The sequence below is a fragment of the Acinetobacter sp. CFCC 10889 genome, from assembly GCF_003268395.1.
Taxonomy (GTDB): domain Bacteria; phylum Pseudomonadota; class Gammaproteobacteria; order Pseudomonadales; family Moraxellaceae; genus Acinetobacter.
This window is the reverse complement of sequence record NZ_LQXQ01000010.1, coordinates 36,089-55,379: the sequence shown is the minus strand read 5'-3', so window position 1 is coordinate 55,379 and position 19,291 is coordinate 36,089. Positions and strand designations below refer to the sequence as shown.

At 36.2% G+C, this 19,291-nt stretch carries 18 protein-coding genes; 11 read left to right on the top strand and 7 right to left on the bottom strand.

Translation table 11 applies throughout. The features are described from left to right. The first annotated feature begins 54 nt into the window (after positions 1–54). The 4 genes from AVJ19_RS05335 to AVJ19_RS05320 all read left to right on the top strand — a co-directional run bounded on the left by AVJ19_RS05335 (position 55) and on the right by AVJ19_RS05320 (position 3,047). A complete protein-coding gene (locus tag AVJ19_RS05335; protein ID WP_162626542.1) occupies positions 55–669 on the top strand; it encodes an RNA polymerase sigma factor in 615 nt (204 codons plus the stop codon). Beyond that, positions 662–988 carry a hypothetical protein gene (locus AVJ19_RS05330; protein WP_111858742.1) on the top strand — a complete coding sequence of 109 codons (327 nt, stop codon included), beginning with the start codon at positions 662–664 and terminating at the stop codon, positions 986–988. The genes AVJ19_RS05335 and AVJ19_RS05330 overlap by 8 nt, the downstream gene beginning before the upstream one ends. Next, on the top strand, positions 978–1,382 hold the full coding sequence (locus AVJ19_RS05325; RefSeq protein ID WP_111858741.1) for a DUF3106 domain-containing protein: 405 nt from the start codon (positions 978–980) through the stop codon (positions 1,380–1,382). Before AVJ19_RS05330 ends, AVJ19_RS05325 begins: the two co-directional genes overlap by 11 nt. Before the next feature lie 111 nt (positions 1,383–1,493). After that, complete coding sequence (locus AVJ19_RS05320) at positions 1,494–3,047, top strand: DUF4139 domain-containing protein (protein ID WP_111858740.1); 1,554 nt, start codon at positions 1,494–1,496, stop codon at positions 3,045–3,047. Between the two features lie 191 nt (positions 3,048–3,238). Here the strand turns inward: AVJ19_RS05320 and AVJ19_RS05315 are convergent, their stop codons facing one another. From AVJ19_RS05315 to cysD, 4 genes are all read right to left on the bottom strand, one after another. After that, positions 3,239–4,558, bottom strand: a complete 1,320-nt coding sequence (locus AVJ19_RS05315; RefSeq protein ID WP_111858739.1) for a DUF262 domain-containing protein — start codon at positions 4,556–4,558, stop codon at positions 3,239–3,241. Then, positions 4,559–5,326, bottom strand: a complete 768-nt coding sequence (locus AVJ19_RS05310) for an FRG domain-containing protein (protein ID WP_111858779.1) — start codon at positions 5,324–5,326, stop codon at positions 4,559–4,561. A gap of 86 nt (positions 5,327–5,412) precedes the next feature. Then, on the bottom strand, positions 5,413–7,026 hold the full coding sequence (cysN, locus tag AVJ19_RS05305) for a sulfate adenylyltransferase subunit CysN (protein WP_111858738.1): 1,614 nt from the start codon (positions 7,024–7,026) through the stop codon (positions 5,413–5,415). Positions 7,027–7,183: 157 nt separating this feature from the next. Continuing rightward, on the bottom strand, positions 7,184–8,092 hold the full coding sequence (gene cysD, locus AVJ19_RS05300) for a sulfate adenylyltransferase subunit CysD (RefSeq protein WP_171334166.1): 909 nt from the start codon (positions 8,090–8,092) through the stop codon (positions 7,184–7,186). A gap of 147 nt (positions 8,093–8,239) precedes the next feature. On the opposite strand from cysD, the gene AVJ19_RS05295 reads away from it, so the two are divergent. Next, positions 8,240–8,686, top strand: coding sequence for a GNAT family N-acetyltransferase (locus tag AVJ19_RS05295; protein ID WP_111858736.1), 447 nt, complete (start codon positions 8,240–8,242; stop codon positions 8,684–8,686). Between the two features lie 1,055 nt (positions 8,687–9,741). Here the strand turns inward: AVJ19_RS05295 and AVJ19_RS05290 are convergent. Both AVJ19_RS05290 and lysS read right to left on the bottom strand, forming a co-directional pair. Further along, complete coding sequence (locus AVJ19_RS05290) at positions 9,742–11,199, bottom strand: capsule assembly Wzi family protein (RefSeq protein WP_111858735.1); 1,458 nt, start codon at positions 11,197–11,199, stop codon at positions 9,742–9,744. 226 nt (positions 11,200–11,425) lie between these two features. Further along, a complete protein-coding gene (lysS, locus tag AVJ19_RS05285; protein WP_111858778.1) occupies positions 11,426–12,952 on the bottom strand; it encodes a lysine--tRNA ligase in 1,527 nt (508 codons plus the stop codon). Here lysS and AVJ19_RS05280 point away from each other — a divergent pair. After that, the gene (locus AVJ19_RS05280) at positions 12,941–13,783 is read left to right on the top strand and encodes a hypothetical protein (protein WP_162626541.1); all 843 of its coding nucleotides are present in this window, start codon (positions 12,941–12,943) and stop codon (positions 13,781–13,783) included. The two genes, lysS and AVJ19_RS05280, sit on opposite strands and share 12 nt — an antisense overlap. Before the next feature lie 376 nt (positions 13,784–14,159). Continuing rightward, positions 14,160–14,651, top strand: coding sequence for a YqiA/YcfP family alpha/beta fold hydrolase (locus AVJ19_RS05275; RefSeq protein ID WP_171334163.1), 492 nt, complete (start codon positions 14,160–14,162; stop codon positions 14,649–14,651). 78 nt (positions 14,652–14,729) lie between these two features. Here the strand turns inward: AVJ19_RS05275 and AVJ19_RS05270 are convergent, their stop codons facing one another. Further along, a complete protein-coding gene (locus AVJ19_RS05270) occupies positions 14,730–15,272 on the bottom strand; it encodes an adenine phosphoribosyltransferase (RefSeq protein ID WP_111858732.1) in 543 nt (180 codons plus the stop codon). Between the two features lie 600 nt (positions 15,273–15,872). Between AVJ19_RS05270 and rubA the strand changes: the two genes are divergently transcribed. From rubA to oxyR, 4 genes are all read left to right on the top strand, one after another. Then, positions 15,873–16,037: a rubredoxin RubA gene (gene rubA / locus AVJ19_RS05265; RefSeq protein ID WP_065994895.1), complete on the top strand. Its 165-nt coding sequence runs from the start codon at positions 15,873–15,875 to the stop codon at positions 16,035–16,037. 91 nt (positions 16,038–16,128) lie between these two features. Next, positions 16,129–17,316 carry an NAD(P)/FAD-dependent oxidoreductase gene (locus tag AVJ19_RS05260; protein WP_111858731.1) on the top strand — a complete coding sequence of 396 codons (1,188 nt, stop codon included), beginning with the start codon at positions 16,129–16,131 and terminating at the stop codon, positions 17,314–17,316. Between the two features lie 60 nt (positions 17,317–17,376). Then, entirely contained in the window at positions 17,377–18,315 is a 939-nt protein-coding gene (gene estB, locus AVJ19_RS05255) for an esterase EstB (RefSeq protein WP_111858730.1), read from the top strand. A 13-nt stretch (positions 18,316–18,328) separates the two neighbouring features. Beyond that, a complete protein-coding gene (gene oxyR, locus AVJ19_RS05250; protein ID WP_111858729.1) occupies positions 18,329–19,237 on the top strand; it encodes a LysR family transcriptional regulator OxyR in 909 nt (302 codons plus the stop codon). The last annotated feature ends 54 nt before the right edge of the window (positions 19,238–19,291 follow it).

Genomic DNA, 19,291 nt, shown 5'->3' with positions numbered 1-19,291 from the left:
TGTGTAGGTTTATAAAATTATGGTGGGTGCCCAATGACGGGATTTTCCATCTCTATGGATTTAGCGCCAAAGAAGTCACAGTCTGAAACAACTGCAGCTCTAAAGAGTACGGCTGAACAACGTCTGAAGTTTTTTATGCAAGACGTGACAGGTCGTGCCTTGGTGATGATGGAAAGTGCAACACAGGGTCATAATGGTATCGCAATGGACTTGGTGCAAGAAGCCTTCATTTCTTTACACAAGTCTTATGCTGAGAAATCAACTGAGGAATGGTATCCCCTATTTTATACGATCTTAAACAATAAGTTACAGGATTGGCGTCGTAAAGAAGCTCGTCGTGCTTCACCTTTTTCATTATTCCGTAAAGTCGATCTCGACAGTGACGATGAAGAAGTGATGGACATAGTTGATGAATCTACGCCTAATCCTTTACAGTTTTTAGATCAAGACCTAACTATTGAAGAGATTCAAGAAGCGATTAGTCGTTTACCTGTACGTCAACAACAAGCATTTATGTTACGTGCATGGGAAGGCTTTGATACTCAAACCACAGCATCTATTATGAACTGTACAGAAGGTAGCGTTAAAACCCATTACCATAGGGCGATTCAAGGATTGAGAACTACGTTATCGCATTTAAATCCTTATGGAGGATCATCGGATGAATAATGATGATTTTACGAAACAAGTAACATCTAAATTGGACGGTCTTGCTCGCAATCACCGTAACAAAGCGGTGGTCATGAATAATGTACTTGAACATATTCATGATAAACCGACATCTCGTTTTGGTCATTGGAAAATGACAGGTTTCGCTTTGGCAGCAGCATTAACAGGTATTGTGATTTTACCCAATGCTTTTGATTCTGAGCAGACCACACCTGCTGCACAACATGTTGTTGTTACACCTAAACTTTCACCACAAATGATGGAAGATTTAGAGATGTTATCTGTATTTGGTGAGGATAGTCATTCCCATGGCAGCTAAAAAACTCGTTTTGGCTTTTTGTGCAATTGGTTTTTTACAAACAAGTTTTGCAGGCTTTGAGCGTTTTTGGATTTTTTCCAAAGATGCGGATACGCAGGTCAACGATACTTGGGATGCGTTATCTGAAGACGAACAACGGGCTTTAATTAAGCGCTATCAAAATCTGAAAGAAATTCCTGAGTCACAAAGTGTCGCTTTGCAGCAGAGAATGGATTGGTTTACCCAACTCCCCGAAGAAGAAAAGCAAAAAATGCGTGAAGTTTGGCAGCAAATGAGTAGCTCTGAACGCAATGAAATGCGCCATAAGATGCAAAAAGCAACAACGACTGTACAGCGAAATGAGTTACGTGAAGAATATATTCAAAAGTATCTTTCTTCAGTCAGCTCACATTGATCATTTGCCTCGAAAGAGGCTTTTTTATTTAAATTTTATTTTACTTTGCCCTATACTAAATAAGCTTTAATATCTAAAAATCATATTTTTACAAACTTTATAGAGCTGACAATGAAAATTAAATCTATTGGCTATCTCATTTTACTCAATTTACCAATTTCAATGTGTTTTGCATTAACCCTCGCTGATGCCCCCATTCAACACGTCACTTTATATCCAAGCACCGCAAAAATTGAACGCAATATTCCTGTCAAAGCGGGAGAAAATATTGTCACTTTGCAAGGTCTTGCTGCCAATTTTGACATTGCACAACTGCAATATCAAACTGAAAACAATATTGAAATCAATGCTGTGTCACATCAAGACAGTGCTTTAGACAAACCTTCTGGCACAGAGTCTCGTGAATTAAAAAATCAAATAGAACAGATCGAAAAACAAATTTCTGAGCAAAATTCAATTATTCAGGCAGCTGAATTACAAAATAAATTTCTAGAAAATATGACGAAAGGCTCAGCAAACAAAGTACGCAATAAAGCCTATGATGCTTTTATTGCCATAGATCAAGCCAAAGTTGAAAAAACCAAATTAGAACAACGTTTACAAGAACTTCAGCAAGATTTAGCCGCAATTGGTGATCATCAATTTAAGCAACGTAGCTTAAAATTTTATGTACAAGCACCTAGAAATGGCATAATTAAACTGAGTTATTTGGTGCCATATGCACGTTGGCAGCCGATGTACAAAGCCGAATTAGATACACAATCTAAACAAGTCAAACTAACTCGTATGGCGATGATTGCACAAAAAACAGGTGAAGATTGGACAAATGTAAAATTAACCCTTTCCACTGCTACCCCACAAGGTTATGTGCAACAACTCACACCACAAAATTGGTGGGTAGATTATTATGAACCTCAGCCAGCTCGTGTGAATTATCTTTCAGGAGGAGCGATATTCCAAGAACCTGTCATGCCTGCACCCGTTGCTAAACTTTCCAATGTTCAAGATTCTTTAGAAAAACCACCTCTATTTCCACAATTCCAAGCCAATCAGTTAAATTTAAGTACCGAATTTCGCTCAAATACCCAAGCTACAATTTATAGTAGTCAACAGCAGATTTATTTACCTTTAAGTAGTGAAAGTTTCTCTACACAACTGGCTATTTGGGCAATTCCAAAGCAAAGTCAAAAGGCTTCTATCATTGCGAATATTACGAAATTAGACTCAAACTTGCCGAATGGTTTGGTGAAGTTATACCGTGATGGTGACTTTATTGGTGAGCGTCAATGGTCAAATACAAGTAATGACGGTATGCAAATCAGCTTCGGTACAGATGAACAGATTCAAATCCGTGTCATTGATTTATCAGATCAAAAAAGACCACTTGCGGATGCGAAATCTCAAACGATTCAAAAGCAGCAATATAGCATTGAGAACCTACACCCTTATCCTGTTCAACTGACTGTTTTTGAAGCTGAACCACAAAGTCGCAATGGAAAATTAGTAACGCATTCTACTTATCAGCCGCAACCGAATAGTACAACTTGGCAAGGTCAACCCAATATTAACCAGTGGAATATTGAGTTACGTCCAAAACAGAAATTTACGATAGACCTACAGCATCAATTTACTTATCCGAGTAAAGGGAATGTGTCGGGGTTGTAGATAAAATGTAATATCAAAAATAGGAAAGCTATTTAATAGCTTTTCTAAATGTAGATTTTAAAGAGTTTGCCATTCATTTTGACTATGTCGGGATTATAGCGATTTTGAGTAGGGTTTATTTGGTGTATAGAAGACCTTAGCTAAAAAACCCACTCCAATCTGAATCTGAATCTGAATCTGAACAGTATTAATTAAATTAAATTAAGCTGATCTTTCTCCACTAATTCAAAAATATCCACAGCCTCTATCAACTTTGTTAATTCAACATAATTTGTCGATGATGCATTATAATTAGGATCTTCTAAATAAGAGCTAGATAATAATTTACTAATATATTTAGTGACTTTAGTGATATTATTTAAATTAGTAACATTTTCACCAGAACTTAATAATTTATGAACTATTCCAGCTAAAATCATAGCAATTGATATTTGAAATTTATAATTTCTGCTAGATATTCCATAAATCTCTCTAGAAAAAGGATATTCAATTTTTTCGTTAATTTTAAGAATTAGACTATTAAACTGTCTAAATTTATCTTTAACAGTTACAAAATTTTTTTCAACTTCATCTTCTTTAATTTCAATAGTCCTTTTTAGTTCATCTATTTCAGTATCAGAAGTGCCTCTAGAATAATCCTCTTTAATCATAGAAATTTGAATTTCGTAATTATTAATGACTTCTTCTTGTTTTGCCTTTTCTTGCATATAACTTTCAGCATATTGAGGTGATTTTTTTAATTGCTCACTAAAACCATTCTCTAATACATTAAGAATTACAAAAACACTTTCTTGAATTTTTTTCTTTAAGAATCTATCCTGCGTTGCATTATAAATTTCACCTAGTTTTGCAAGATCATCTAAGCTATAAATATCAAAATCAACTCTCTGCTCTTCTTTTATACAAATCATTTTTGAAAAATTATTAACATAAGAATTAAATTTTGAACTATAAACAGCATTTCTTATTTCCTGCTGTGTCAAAGGTTTTGTACCTTTGTTATATCTATTAAATATTTCTAATTCAAAAACTTTACCAGGAAATTCTTTAAATATAATTTGTTGAATATTTGATGAAATAATTTTTTCTTTAACATCTGAATCAAGATCTCTAAAAAACTTATCATTTAAGTTTTCACATAGTTTAAGATTTTGTAATTTAAAGTCATTATTAATATACCGATGAAATGCCGTCAAACGATGTTGTCCATCAACAACATTTAATACTTGTATCCCTAAGTAACGAGTGTTAGCTAAAAAAATTGGTGGTACTGGAATACCTACAATAATAGACTCTATTAATAAACTTTCATCAGTAATCGTATAACGATATTCACGTTGATAATCTGGTTGAACAATAATTGCATCAATATATTCAAATCGTTCATTTTCTTCTAATAACTTTATATCATCACTAGTTAATTCCTGAAGTTTAAGACCATTCTTAATTTGTTTATTTAAATCTCTAATAGAACTACTTCTATCTTTAGGGTCAATTTTTGGAAAGCTCATTTATTCTTCACTCATTTTCACATATTCTTCAATATTTCTTTTCAACATTATATCTTTAGAGACTGAACCTAATTCAGGATATAAAGATGAATAACCAATTCCTAAAGCACTCAAAGATTTTAGAATTTCTTTCTTATAATCTTTTTTTATGACTACTCTCTTTAAAATATTACCATCAGCGTAATTTTGTAGTGACATCATTGAGTTTTCTTCTTGGAAATATACAAAGAGTCCATTTTGAGCTTGAATTCTTTCATGAATTTTTTTGCAAGTTACAGCTATAGGTCCAGATGCCTTATCTAACTCTTCACTTTGAATACTAATATTTAATACCTTACAACTAGATCTATCTGTACTTTTTTCATTAAGCGCACAAGGGTCAAGAAACCAAATCTCACCGTCTTCTGGGTCATTTTCATTAAATGCATTTTCAAGTGCAAACATTAACGATATTACATGAGAATATGTAAAATCTAACAGTTTTGTCGGAACACCATAGTGCTGTGCATATACCATCCATTCCTTATCATTTACAATAATGTTGGTATTCGAAATATAAGGATGTGAATTAATTTGAAAATCATCTAAAAATCTTTGTAAATCAATTTTCCTATATAATCTCTGTCCTTTCTTATTTTTTCTAAAAGCTGTTGGCAACAATTCATAGGCTTTCGAATGCCCTCTTGAAAGTATAAAATTTCTTGGCACACTTTCTAAAAAAGCAATGAATTCACTTAATTTTTCAATTTCAAAAACTTCAATTTCCATATGTATTTCATTAAATTCAATATTTATAATAATAAAACAAAAACCCACTTATTTAAAGTGGGTTTTATTTCAATCAGTCCAACCTATTAAAGACGAACCAATTCCACAATTTTTTCTGCCAGTTCTTCAACAGTTTCCTGAGCAAAACTCACATCGGCACCTTGCACAACATCACTGATGATCACAACACCCGTCTGACGAAGCAATGCTACTTGCTCAGCAGATAAACCTGCTTTGGCAATCGCAACGATACCTTGTTGAATCAACACGCTTTCAAGTGATTGCGCATTCTCAAGTGCTTTAGCTGATACCGCAACTACAGCAGGCTTTTGCCCCAAACGTGCAGCACGTGCTTCAGCAGTTACAGGCTCATCATGTGCAGTCCATTCCACCGCAGCTTCAACCATACCTGCACCAACCGTTACGTTGCTTAAACGGTCGATGAAGATGAACGAACCTGTATAACGACTATCTTGGTAACGGTCAAATACCACTGGCGCATCAAACTCAATCTCAACATCTGCAATAGCATTCAGATCAAGTTGTTCAACTTGGATTTTTTCCAAAGTATTCACGTTGGTACGATAGTTAATTTTTTCAACTTTCGCAGGAATGGTTTGCGTACCAATTTTGACATTGTACAACTTACCAATCACAAGCGGTTGATCCGCCATCCATACCACAGAGGCACGTACAGAACGAGACAAAGACGGTTGCTCGCCTGCTTTCACAAGGACATTACCACGAGAAACGTCGATTTCATCATTCAGTGTCAATGTCACGGCTTGACCAGCAATCGCATGTTCAAGATTGCCATCAAAAGTCACGATTTCTTTCACTGTAGACTTTTTGCCCGATGGTAAAGCCACAAGCTCATCGCCAACTTTTACTTCACCTAGAGCAATCGTGCCACAGAAACCACGGAAGTCGAGGTTTGGACGGTTGACATATTGCACTGGGAAACGAAATTCATGTGCACTGGTGTCACGTGTAATTTCAACCGTTTCTAGGGTATTCATCAGGGTTTTACCTGTATACCACGGCGTATTTGGTGATGGATTCACCACGTTATCACCATTCAACGCAGAAATAGGCGTGAAGATGATATTGGCAGGTTTACGATCACCCAGTTGGTTTACGAATGTATTATATTCTTCTTGAATTTCATTAAAGCGTGCTTCAGAAAATTCAACGAGATCCATTTTATTGATCGCAACCACGATATTGCGAATACCCAACAGACTCGCAATAAATGAGTGACGACGGGTCTGTGTTTGTACGCCATATCGCGCATCAATCAGGATAATCGCAAGATCAGCTGTAGACGCCCCTGTTGCCATGTTGCGCGTGTACTGCTCATGCCCTGGAGTATCGGCAATAATGAACTTACGTTTTTCAGTTGAAAAATAACGATAAGCCACATCAATGGTAATACCTTGCTCACGCTCCGCTTGCAGACCATCTACAAGTAATGCCAAATCAGGCGCATCACCTGTGGTACCGACTTTTTTCGAGTCACGGGTAACCGCTTGTAATTGATCTTCATAAATCAATTTTGAATCGTAAAGTAAACGACCAATCAAAGTCGATTTACCATCATCGACATTACCGCAAGTGAGAAAACGCAATAAGTCTTTATTTTCGTGCTGTTTTAAATATGCCAAGATATCTTGGCTAATCAATTCTGATTGATGAGACATTGCTCAAAACTCCACATATTCTTTAGAAATCGGTTTCTGTATCTGTTCAATCTTCAATCCCTCTAAATCTCCCTTTGTTAAGGGAGACTTGCTCCTTTCTATGAGAGTCCCCCCTCTTTCACAAAGAGGGGGTTAGGGAGAGATCATATAGAAATACTTAGAAATAACCTTCCTGCTTTTTCTTTTCCATCGAGCCCGCTTCATCATGGTCAATCATACGACCTTGACGTTCAGAACTCGTCGCCAAAAGCATTTCCTGGATAATTTCAGGCAATGTCGTTGCAGTTGACTCAACCGCACCCGTCAATGGATAACAACCTAAAGTACGGAAACGTACCGATTTCATTTGTGGAACTTCGCTTTCTTTTAAACGCATACGTTCATCATCCACCATGATCAGCGTACCACTGCGTTCAACCACTGGACGTTCAGCAGCTAAATATAGAGGCACCAAAGGAATACTTTCTTGGTAGATATATTGCCAGATGTCCAACTCAGTCCAGTTCGACAATGGGAATACACGGATACTTTCACCTTTGTTCACTTTACCATTGTAAAGATTCCAAAGTTCAGGACGCTGGTTTTTTGGATCCCAACGATGTTTATTGTCACGGAACGAGTAAACACGCTCTTTGGCACGTGATTTTTCTTCATCACGGCGCGCGCCACCAAATGCCGCATCAAACTGATATTTATCCAAAGCCTGTTTTAAGCCTTGAGTTTTCATGATGTCAGTATATTTAGAGCTACCATAATCAAATGGATTGACGTTGGCGTCTTTACCTTCTTTATTTTGATGTACGATCAGATCGAAACCATGTTCTTTCGCCATGTTGTCACGGAACGTGATCATGTCCTTGAACTTCCAGCCTGTGTCGACATGCAACAGTGGGAAAGGCAGCTTGGCAGGATAGAACGCTTTTAAAGCAAGATGCAGCATCACAGCTGAGTCTTTCCCGATTGAGTAAAGCATCACTGGGTTTTCAAACTCAGCAGCAACTTCACGGATAATATGAATACTCTCAGCTTCAAGCTGTTTGAGATGAGTAAGTCTTTCCTCAGATATAGACATTGACAGCACCAGCTCACAAAAAGGTGTACTTATTACACATATTAAAATTTATATTCATTATAGTGATTTGTAACTCACTCCATTTGCTTGTTTTTTTATATTCATATATAAAAACATCATAAGCAAATAATAGAGAAACCCATGACTATTCATATTCTTCCATTGGAAAACATTACTTTTGAACAATGGCTCCCGCTTTGGCAAGGCTATCTGACTTTTTATAAATCACAACTGAGCGAAGAACAAATAAGATTATCTTGGAAGAGAATCACAAATCCTGAACAGACTGATCTGTTTGGATTTGCCATTCAGGTGAATGATGATGTCGTGGGCTTTGTCCATTTAATTTCGCACATGAGCATGTGGACAGACAAGCCCTATTGTTATTTACAAGATTTGTATGTCAGTGAAACACATCGAAACCAAGGCTTGGTAAAACAACTGATTGAGCATAGCTATCAAGTCTGTGCTGGAAAATTTGACCGTGTCTATTGGCTCACGCAAGAATCCAACCTGACTGCCCAATATCTCTATGACAAAGTCGCAACAAAGACAGGCTTTATTCAGTATAAACATAATTTAGCTTAGATCACTGCGTTTCTTGGTATTACCCAACAATAAACTCTATACCAGAACAGGAGAAATTTATACATCCAAAATGGGTGGTGTTTCAAAAAGCATACTAACTATCTTTTACTCACCACCTCAATATTATAAAATATTAAAAATACAGTGAGTTTAGTTTCTAGATTTTCAATTTTTCTATTGACAGATTTGACTAGTATGCAGTTTATAACACAGCCAAATTCTACTTACTATATACAGATAAATTCTACTTACTATATACAGATAAATTCAAATCTATTCTTGCAGCAAAATAATTTGATCAAGCACAATTAAATTTTTTAGATATTATTATATTAAAGAACCAAATCCACAAAGTTAAAATATCCCTTGAATCAAATATTTTATTCTACAACAAGCTTTAGAAATACGAGTGCCTATTCAATAAAAAATAGACAAAAAAAAAGCTTAACTCTGGAGGAAGATAAGCTAAAATTAAATCTATACTGTTGATATCATATTATTATTCTTCAAACTATAAATTACATTTTTATGATTATTTAAATAATTTATGAAATATTAAAACGAAACACATCACAATTCTATACCCTAAATTAGGTATAAATCACACAAAATAATCATTTTCATATTATTCCTAACAAAACTTATAGAAAATGAATTTTTATATTAAATAATTTTCAGGCAAAAAAAAGCTTATCCATGTTAGATAAGCTATAAAAACAATTAAAAATATAACTTTGACATCATATTTTTAATGGTAGGAATTACTTCTTTATGGTCATGTAAAGAAGTCATTTAATATTAAGAAAAAAGTACTCCCTAATCTATACCCTAAATTAGGTATATTTCATAAAAATATCATTATATTTAAAGCAAAAAAAAAGCTTATCTATATCAGATAAGCTATAAAATACGATTAAAAATATAACTGTTATATTATATCTTTAATGGTAGGAATTACTTCTTTATGGTCATGTAAAGAAGTAACATCATTTTATTTCGCAACACATTTCCAATCTATCCCTGAGATCAGGTATTTTTTAGAAATTAAAGATCAATTAATGACCAAATATTGCTTTTTCCAATGGAATTTCCACACCTATTGATGCACCCGCATCATTACCATCATGATCAGAATCACTCACCCAACCATTAATTTTCAATGGAATGCTCGGTTTTAAATAATGTGTCCATGTAATATCCAAGGCTTTAACTTTATCATCTTCAGGGAAAGCAACATTAGTTAAACGATTTGATTGATTAACTTTAGCAAAGATCGCACGACCACTTAAACGATTCATAATATCAAAACGAATATCACCACCAACCGAGATCATTTCACCATCGCCACCCATTGCATGACCAAGCGAGAAACCATGTTGATAATAACCATCTTTATAAATGTGATGGTTATAAGAAATGCCTTTGGCATCACCATTGGTTTCAGTATTTGCCCATTCTGCATAAAGCTGGAAAGGCATATCTTTATATGAAGATGAGTAATCAGCACCCGCTAAATACATTTTTTTAGATGGTAATAAACCTGCTTCATCTTCACCAATAAATTGCCCATAAAGGCTCATAGGTACATTCGCCAATTGTTGTAAATTCAAACGTGCATCAAAACCTGCCAATTGGTTAGATGCATTGCCTTCACCAGAACAACCTTGTGCATTACATTCATTGTCTTTACCAATAAAGGCATTCCAATAAGCTTTACCACTACCAGGTTGACCTTCACCATCAATTTGGAATGTACGTGAAGCACCGAGTTCCAAATATGGCAAAGGTTGTGCAGTTAAACGTAAACCAACTAAATTTGCATCAGGCACAGCATTATAATCATCTAGACGACCTGCAAATGCCTGATATTGCCAAGGACCAATCCAAGATAACCATTTAGATTCAAATGCTTTTTGTTCTGCACGCTGTGCTGTAAAGCCATAGACTGGACGACTTGCATCACCACGAATTAAGCTACCATCATGTCCAGGTCCCCAATAAGTTGGAATCTGACCTGCAATTAACCATTGGTTAAACAGTTTACCTGCAAGATAAGAACCTTCAACATTGACATCTTGACCATTGTCAATCTGTGGATCTTTCTCACCATTCACACGAATTTTAGCATCCCAGTTTTCACCACCAGCATTAAACTCTAAAGAACCTACATATTGTGCTTTTTGACTATCACCAAATGCTTGCGGTACATTCTTTTGATCCGTTTCTGCAAATAAACCCAATTTTGCAGTTTGATTGTCAGCTTTTAAGGCATTTTGAATAGAATCAATAACTTTTTGCTGGGTATTATTACTCACGTTGGCTGCTGAAAGCGCACGTTGAATCTCATCACCGCTCATTGGCCAAGTTGATGTACTGATTTGAATCACACCTTGTTGATTTAACCAGTTTAAATCTGTACGAATATCTTCATTGTTCAATACCAAGCCTTGTGCGAACACAGGTAAAGATAAACTTGCCAATACCACAGCACATAATGATTTCTTGAAAAACATGCGTCTTATATTCTCTAAACATTGCTGTGCTCCACCTTAATTTTTTTAACCAAACTTTTCAATGGTGAAACTGTTTTATTACAATATTTTAACAGTGTAATAAATCATTTGCATTATGCCTTGATTTATATCAAATCATAATATTTTAAAATATGCTTTGTATACACAATACATTTAAATACAAAAGCCACTGTATTCAGTGGCTTTTTTACAATTTGGATTTCACTTAGTTTTTATGACGCATATGTGGGAATAAAATCACATCACGAATACTCGCTGCATTGGCAAATAACATCACCAAACGGTCGATCCCGATGCCCTCACCTGCAGTCGGTGGTAGACCATATTCCAATGCTTCAATAAAGTCTGCATCATAATGCATTGCTTCATCATCACCTGCATCTTTTTCTTCCACTTGCGCTTGGAAACGCTCTGCTTGGTCAATTGGGTCATTCAATTCTGAGAAGCCATTTGCCAGCTCACGACCACCAATGAAGAATTCAAAACGATCCGTAATGTGTGGATTGTCATCGTTACGGCGCGCTAGTGGAGACGTTTCCGCTGGATATTCAGTAATGAATGTCGGTTGACGTAATTTGGTTTCAACCGTTTCTTCAAACACGATGGTTTGCAGCTTGCCCAAACCAAAACCTGGTTTCACTTGCTCTTTTAGTTCATTTTTAACAAAGTCTGCAAGGAAGTCACGATCACCGACATTTTCAGGTGTGAATTGTGGGTTATGTTCCAAAATCGCATCAAACATTGAGATTTTCTTAAATGGACCTTTGAAGCTAAACACTTCTTCACCATAAGGCACATCAGTTGAACCTAAAATATCAATCGCCAATTTCTCAAGCATATTTTCAGTCAAAGCCATTAAGTCTTTATAATCTGCATAAGCTTGATAGAATTCAATCATGGTGAATTCTGGGTTATGACGAGTTGAAACACCTTCGTTACGGAAGTTACGGTTAATTTCAAATACACGTTCAAAACCACCCACCACCAAACGCTTTAAATAAAGCTCAGGGGCAATACGTAAGAACAATGGCATATCCAAAGCATTATGATGTGTTTCAAATGGACGTGCAGTTGCACCTCCAGGAATCACGTGCATCATTGGCGTTTCAACTTCCATATAACGTTCATTGATCAAAAACGTACGAATTCCAGCGATTACTTTGGCACGAATTTCAAAGGTTTTACGTGTTTCTTCATTCACGATCAAATCTAAATAACGTTTACGATATTTCGCTTCAGTATCAGATAAACCGTGGAATTTGTCTGGAAGTGGGCGCAGTGATTTTGTTAATAATTCAAAATGTTCAATATGAACATATAGATCACCTTTACCTGAACGACCGATATAGCCTTCAATTGCAATAATATCGCCAAGATCTAAACTTTTAATTGTATCTAGTACTTCAGGAGCAAGTTCTTTACGTGCGACATAAAGTTGAATACGTCCAGTCATATCTTGAATTACGATGAATGAACCACGGTTCAACATCACACGACCAGCAACTTTTACATAAACCTTGTCACCAGCTTCGATTTGTTCTTTAGATTGGTCAGCAAATTGGTCTTGTAAATCTTGTGCATAATGCTCACGCTTAAAGGTGTTTGGCCACGGGCTCACACCTGTTTCCTTAGCATGATCTTGAATTTGCTTGAGCTTGGCATGACGCTGTGCAATTAAATCGTTTTCGGAAATGTGTTGTTCAGAAGTCGATTGAGCGTTATGTTGCGTCATCTCTGCCTCGATTGTAATAAAAAACGGAAGTTGCATAGCATAGCAGATTTACAACATAATAAGCAGCACACAATTGCAGCAATTTCCAATAAAGCCGAATTAAATATTAAACCTATGTCTAAATTCTCAATTATTTTTCTCAGTCATTTATTTTTTATCACAACAGCGTGGGCGCTTGAGCAGGATAGTCCAACTCAAACAATCAACTCTACGCCAAACATTCATACTTTAAAAAATAAAGTGGAACGTACTAATTTAGACACTGAAAACTATATTTGGCAAATTGAACTCATCTCTGATCCTGAGAATAAAAGCATTTCACACAAATTACTCAATCCAAATCCCAAATTCCCAATGTTAGATCAACGTGCTTTAGAACTTGCTCAAAGTGATTCTCATGAAGAACTTAAAAAGTTAGACCAAATGCTGCTTGAACAACAAAAAAGCGCCGTAACAAATACAGTCCAGTCTAAGAAACACTATATTTTAAATGTCCAATTTCCCTTAGGCATCGCTTGGAAAAAACAACCTCGTTTTCAACGCTTAGCGGATATTTCGGCAAAATTTTGTAAACTGCGAGCAGATGATCCATTGTACGAACAAGCTGTGATTCGCAAAGATCGTGATTATACCTTTGAAACTAAACTGCGTATAAATGCTGATGGTCGAATACACGCTGTCGACTTAGTCAACCCATCATCCAATGTAGAACTCAATAATTTGGTACATAAAGAGCTGATTTCTTCACGATTTCAACCTTATAATAACAATGGCAAACCTACAAACTTTGAAGCAGAACAACCGATACAGTTAGTTTGCCCTCGGCACTAAAATGATCAATAAAAGCTCACAATGCAGATATAGAACTTTAGTCTGCTCCCTGCTCTTTTAACTAAAAAATAAGTCCACTCAAGCAATACTCAATGACCTTAGAGCATCAAATAAACTTACATTTTCACAAATAAATCCAAATTAAATGTGAAATAACCTACACTAATACTAGAAAATAATATTTAATGCGCAAAATATTATTCATAAAGAACGAACACTTAAACATTTTTAAATTTATCTTAGACCAAAATCTAACTATTTTTTTTAAATGAGCTGAGTACAATAATTTGAGAAATAGTTGAAAAGTAAACTATATCAATCTCACTATCTTTGTGAATAAAGACAGTTTCAAAAAGTGAAAAAAATGAATATGTATATGTCAAAAATATTGTTTATGCATGGGCTAGACTCATCAAAAGATTCGACTAAATTTCATGCATTAGATGCTGCACAAAAATATTGTCTTGATATTGATTATCGCAATTTAAATTATGACACTGTGGCTGATTTATATCAGGATATTATCCACAAAATTCAGCCTAAACTGATCATTGGACATAGCTTAGGTGGTTATTGGGCACTCAAAATGTCACAATTATTTCGCATTCCTGCCATTATCGCCAATCCAAGTTTACATCCAGACTTTCGCGCAGATTATGCACCTATCACAGAACATGATTTAGAACATGATATTCCACAAACAGCATATATCGAGTTAGGGGATGAAATCCTCGACATGTATGAAACTTCAAATATTTTAGAATCTTATATGCATGTTGAAATGATGCAAGGCGGACATCACCGTTTAGCATCACCTGATAATCTAAATCGCATGATCGAATATATGCAAGATACTTTTGTAATATAAAAAAAGCCTTGCGAATATTTCCACAAGGCTTTAAGAATATATTTTTTAAATCATGACCTAAAGATGCAACCCAATAAATTAAGCCACAGCCTCTTCAGGTTTAGATTGTTCATCTAGAACAGACCAAATATTTAAACCTAAATCGCCATGTAAGTCTTGCAAGTCAAGAAAAATACTCGCACCTAACACAGTATGATTACACTTATTCATCAATTGTTTAACTGCTTTTAAAGTACCACCAGTTGCCAAGACATCATCTACAATCATGACTTTTTGCGGTTGAATATCCGCTGACATTTCCAAACGATCCAGACCATACTCAAGGCTATAACCAACACCGATCACAGGAGGTGGAAGTTTACCTGCTTTACGCACCAACAATAAACCTTTGCCTGTACGTTGTGCCAATAGACTTGCTAACACAAATCCACGTGCTTCTACAGCCACAAAACTTTCAACTTCTGCCAATTGCTCAACAGGAATGCTTGCCACTAATGCATCTGTCAACGGCTCAAGATTTTTCATGAAAAGTGGTGTTAAATCATAAAAACAAATACCAGGTTTTGGAAAATCTTGGACAGTACGAATGTGAGACCACAAAGCTGTAGACATGTTCATAATGGGGAGACTGTATGAATGAAAGAATGTAGTAATTTTAACTTGAATAGTCTATTTTTTAAAGTCGCTAAGATAATGGAAGCACTGTTCATTTTTATAAGTTATTGATTCACCAACAACCATTTATTTAAAAAATATTAGTTATAGATTTATATAATCCAATTATAATGAAAATTGTCTAAAAATGCTTTTAGACTATCGTCTAAATAACGTATTTTCACCTAATAACAAATACAGGAGTTTTATAGTGGAAATCCAAATATTTTGATCATTAAATAAATTTTACGAGAAATATCCTAATGCTGCGTCATAACTCATTTTTGATCATACTTAGAACTACATGAAACATCACATATTGAAAAACAAGATTGTCTAACAAAAAGCCTCTAATTCGCCCAAACAACCACGCTTTTGTCCTACTCTGCCATTCAGCTTTACAATTAGTTGGGTAAACTCCATTATTTACTTTACATTCGTTCTTGAACTGCGTAAAAATTTGTTTGAATATGTAGGCATTGCAATGCATATCGCTAGAGTTAATGTAAAAGCAAGATTTTTGACTGACAGCAAATATACGCCATCTGTCAGATTTTGGAGAATTAGATGAAAAAATATCAATGCATCGTTTGTGGTTGGATTTATGACGAAGCAGAAGGCTGGCCACAAGATGGCATCGCAGCAGGTACAAAATGGGAAGATATTCCTGATGATTGGACTTGCCCAGACTGTGGCGTGTCTAAAGCCGATTTTGAAATGGTAGAAGTATAATCAGTACGTGAAAGACCATGTTTACATGGTCTTTTTTATCACTTGTATAATTTATCACTTATATAATATTGAAAATAGTATGGAGAATGATATGCAACCAGTCGTCATCGTAGGTTCAGGCATGGCGGGTTATACCCTAGCAAGAGAATTTCGTAAATTAAGCACAGAGCAAGAACTTGTGATGATTTGCGCAGATGATGCGGTGAATTATGCAAAGCCTACTCTTTCCAATGCTTTAGTGGGCAATAAAGCCCCTGACCAAATTGGTCTAGGCAATGCTGAAAAAATGGCAACTCAACTCAATATGCGCATTGAAGCAGATACTTGGGTTAAAGCCATTGATGCAGAAAAACACCAACTGACAATTGAAAAAGATGGTCAAGTGTCAACACAAGACTACTCAAAACTCATTTTAGCTGTAGGTGCAAACCCGATTCGCCTTGCGATTGCTGGTGATGGCAGTGATGATATTCATGTGGTTAACTCACTGATCGACTATCGTGCGTTCCGTGATTCACTTGAAACCTGTACAACAGGTGATTGCGCTGACAAACGTGTAGTGATCTTAGGTGCAGGTCTGATTGGTTGTGAATTTGCCAATGATTTACAAAATACAGGTCATCAAGTCACTGTGATTGATCTCGCATCACAGCCTTTAGGGCGTTTATTGCCTACGCATGTTGCACAAGCATTTCAGCAAAATCTTGAAGAATCAGGCATTAAATTCGCACTAGGTACAACAGTTGAAAAAGTATCTAAAACTGAACGTGGTTATGTGATTTCTCTGGCAAATGGTCAATCACTTGCAGCGGATGTCGTTTTATCTGCGATTGGTTTACAACCGAATATTGATCTTGCAAAAACAGCAGAGATTGCAACCAGTCGTGGTGTGATTACCAATACACTATTAGAAACTAACCAAGCTGATATTTATGCCATTGGTGACTGTGCCGAAGTCAATGGAACATTACTGCCTTATGTTATGCCTTTGATGCAACAAGCACGGGCTTTGGCAAAAACCTTAAGTGGGCAAACGACCAATGTGCATTACCCTGCAATGCCTGTTGCAGTTAAAACTCCAGCTGCACCACTGACAGTATTACCCGCTCCAATTGGTGTCGATGTCACTTGGAACAATGAAGAATTTGATGATGGTATGTTATCAAAAGCAACCGATGCAGATGGTACATTACGTGGCTTTGTACTGCTTGGGGCAACCGCAGGCAAACAGCGTTTAACACTCACCAAACTGGTACCAGACCTTATTCCTGCAACTTAAATTCAAGCGATACACTCAAGGATGTTCTCGCAATAGAACATCCTATAAGGAAAATAAAAAATGAATAGCGCACTCCAATTTGAAGCTTCTCCATATTCAACTTTTATGCAAGAAACCAAAGTCGATTTAGGCAATGGTATTCAGCTTCATGTTGAATCTGGAGGTAATCCTGAACATCCCACCATTCTCTTGATCATGGGCTTGGGTGCGCAAATGTTATTTTGGCCTGATTTTTTTTGTAAATCGTTGATTGATCAAGGCTACCATGTCATTCGTTTTGATAACCGTGATATTGGTCTATCTTCTAAAGTCCGTCACAAAGGTCCACGTCTAAATACGATGAAAATGATGGGACGCTTTGCCTTTGGTATGCAAAACCAAGGTGCACCATATAATCTCTTTGATATGGCTGATGATGTGGCTTTATTGATTGATCGTTTAGGCATAGACAAAGTCAATATTATTGGCGCATCAATGGGTGGCATGATTTCCCAAATCTTAGCAGCAAAATATCCTGAAAAAATCGAAAAAGTAGGCTTATTATTTACCAGTAATAATCAACCTTTATTGCCTCCACCCTTTCCTAAGCAACTCTTTAGTCTCATTGGTAAACCTGAATCACATGATGAAGCTGGTATTATTAACCATTCTTTGAAGGTTTTTAAAATCATTGGCTCACCAGGTTATGTTAACCCAATGGAAGCCATGCAGATGGCACGTAAATTATATCAACGTAGTTATCATCCTGCGGGTGTACTTCAACAGTTTTTAGCAATATTATGTACAGGTTCATTGCTGAAACTGGATAAACAAATCCAAAAACCAACGCTTGTGGTACATGGTTCTCGTGACCGTTTACTACCGCCAAGTCATGGCAAGGCGGTGGCAAAAGCAATTCAAGGCGCTAAATTTGAATTAATTCAAGGAATGGGGCATGATATACCTCCGCACTTTATTCCCCAACTTAGCGGTTTATTTGCGCATCACTTTAAATCATAAACATTAGGACACTATGGCTGCATTACCATCCCTAAGACAGCTGTCATATCTTGTAACACTGTCTGAGACGTTGCACTTTACTGAAGCAGCGCGCCGTTCGTTTGTAACTCAATCCACCCTTTCAGGCGGGATTATGGAGTTGGAACGTTTATTGGGTGGCGTACTCGTTGAACGTGACCGCCAAAATGTACGTTTAACCCCACTTGGCGAACAAGTCGTTGCCCGAGCCCGTGTTCTACTCGCTGATGCTCAAGACTTAATGCGTTTAAGCCGTGAGATGAGTGAGCCTTTGACTGGCGACTTACATCTTGGGATTATTCCAACGATTGCTCCTTTTATTTTGTCGCAGCTCTTGAGTGAAGTTCATAAACAACTTCCAAAAATTCAGTTGCATTTACATGAAGCACAAAGTGAAAAAATCGTAGAAAAACTTGAACATGGTAATTTGGACATGATCATGTTGGCGCTACCTTTTGACACACGTGGTTTAAAAGTTGCAGAAATTGCCAAAGAAAATTTATTTTTAGTGTGCAATAAAGCCGATCAAAATACAGCCAATGCTCGTTCTTTGGATGATTTAGATTTATCCCATCTAATGTTGTTAGAAGAAGGTCATTGTTTACGTGATCATACTTTGAGTGCCTGCCCGATCGGTGAGCGCAAAAATGATCATCGTTTAAAAGCTAGCTCTTTGCCAACTTTGGTTGAAATGGTGAACTCTAACTTAGGCTTTACTTTACTGCCAGAAATTGCTGTGCATACCCATATGCTGAAAAGCAATGAACAATTGATTGTCAAACCAATTGAAAATGCACCATCACGCACTTTAGCTTTAGTGACACGTAAAAGCACACCACTTCAAAGTGAATTTGATGTCTTGGTTCAAATTTTACAAAAAATTATTGCGGTAGAATTGCACTAAGTTTGTATTTTGTAAAAATTAAAAAATGGAGTCATCGGACTCCATTTTTTTATT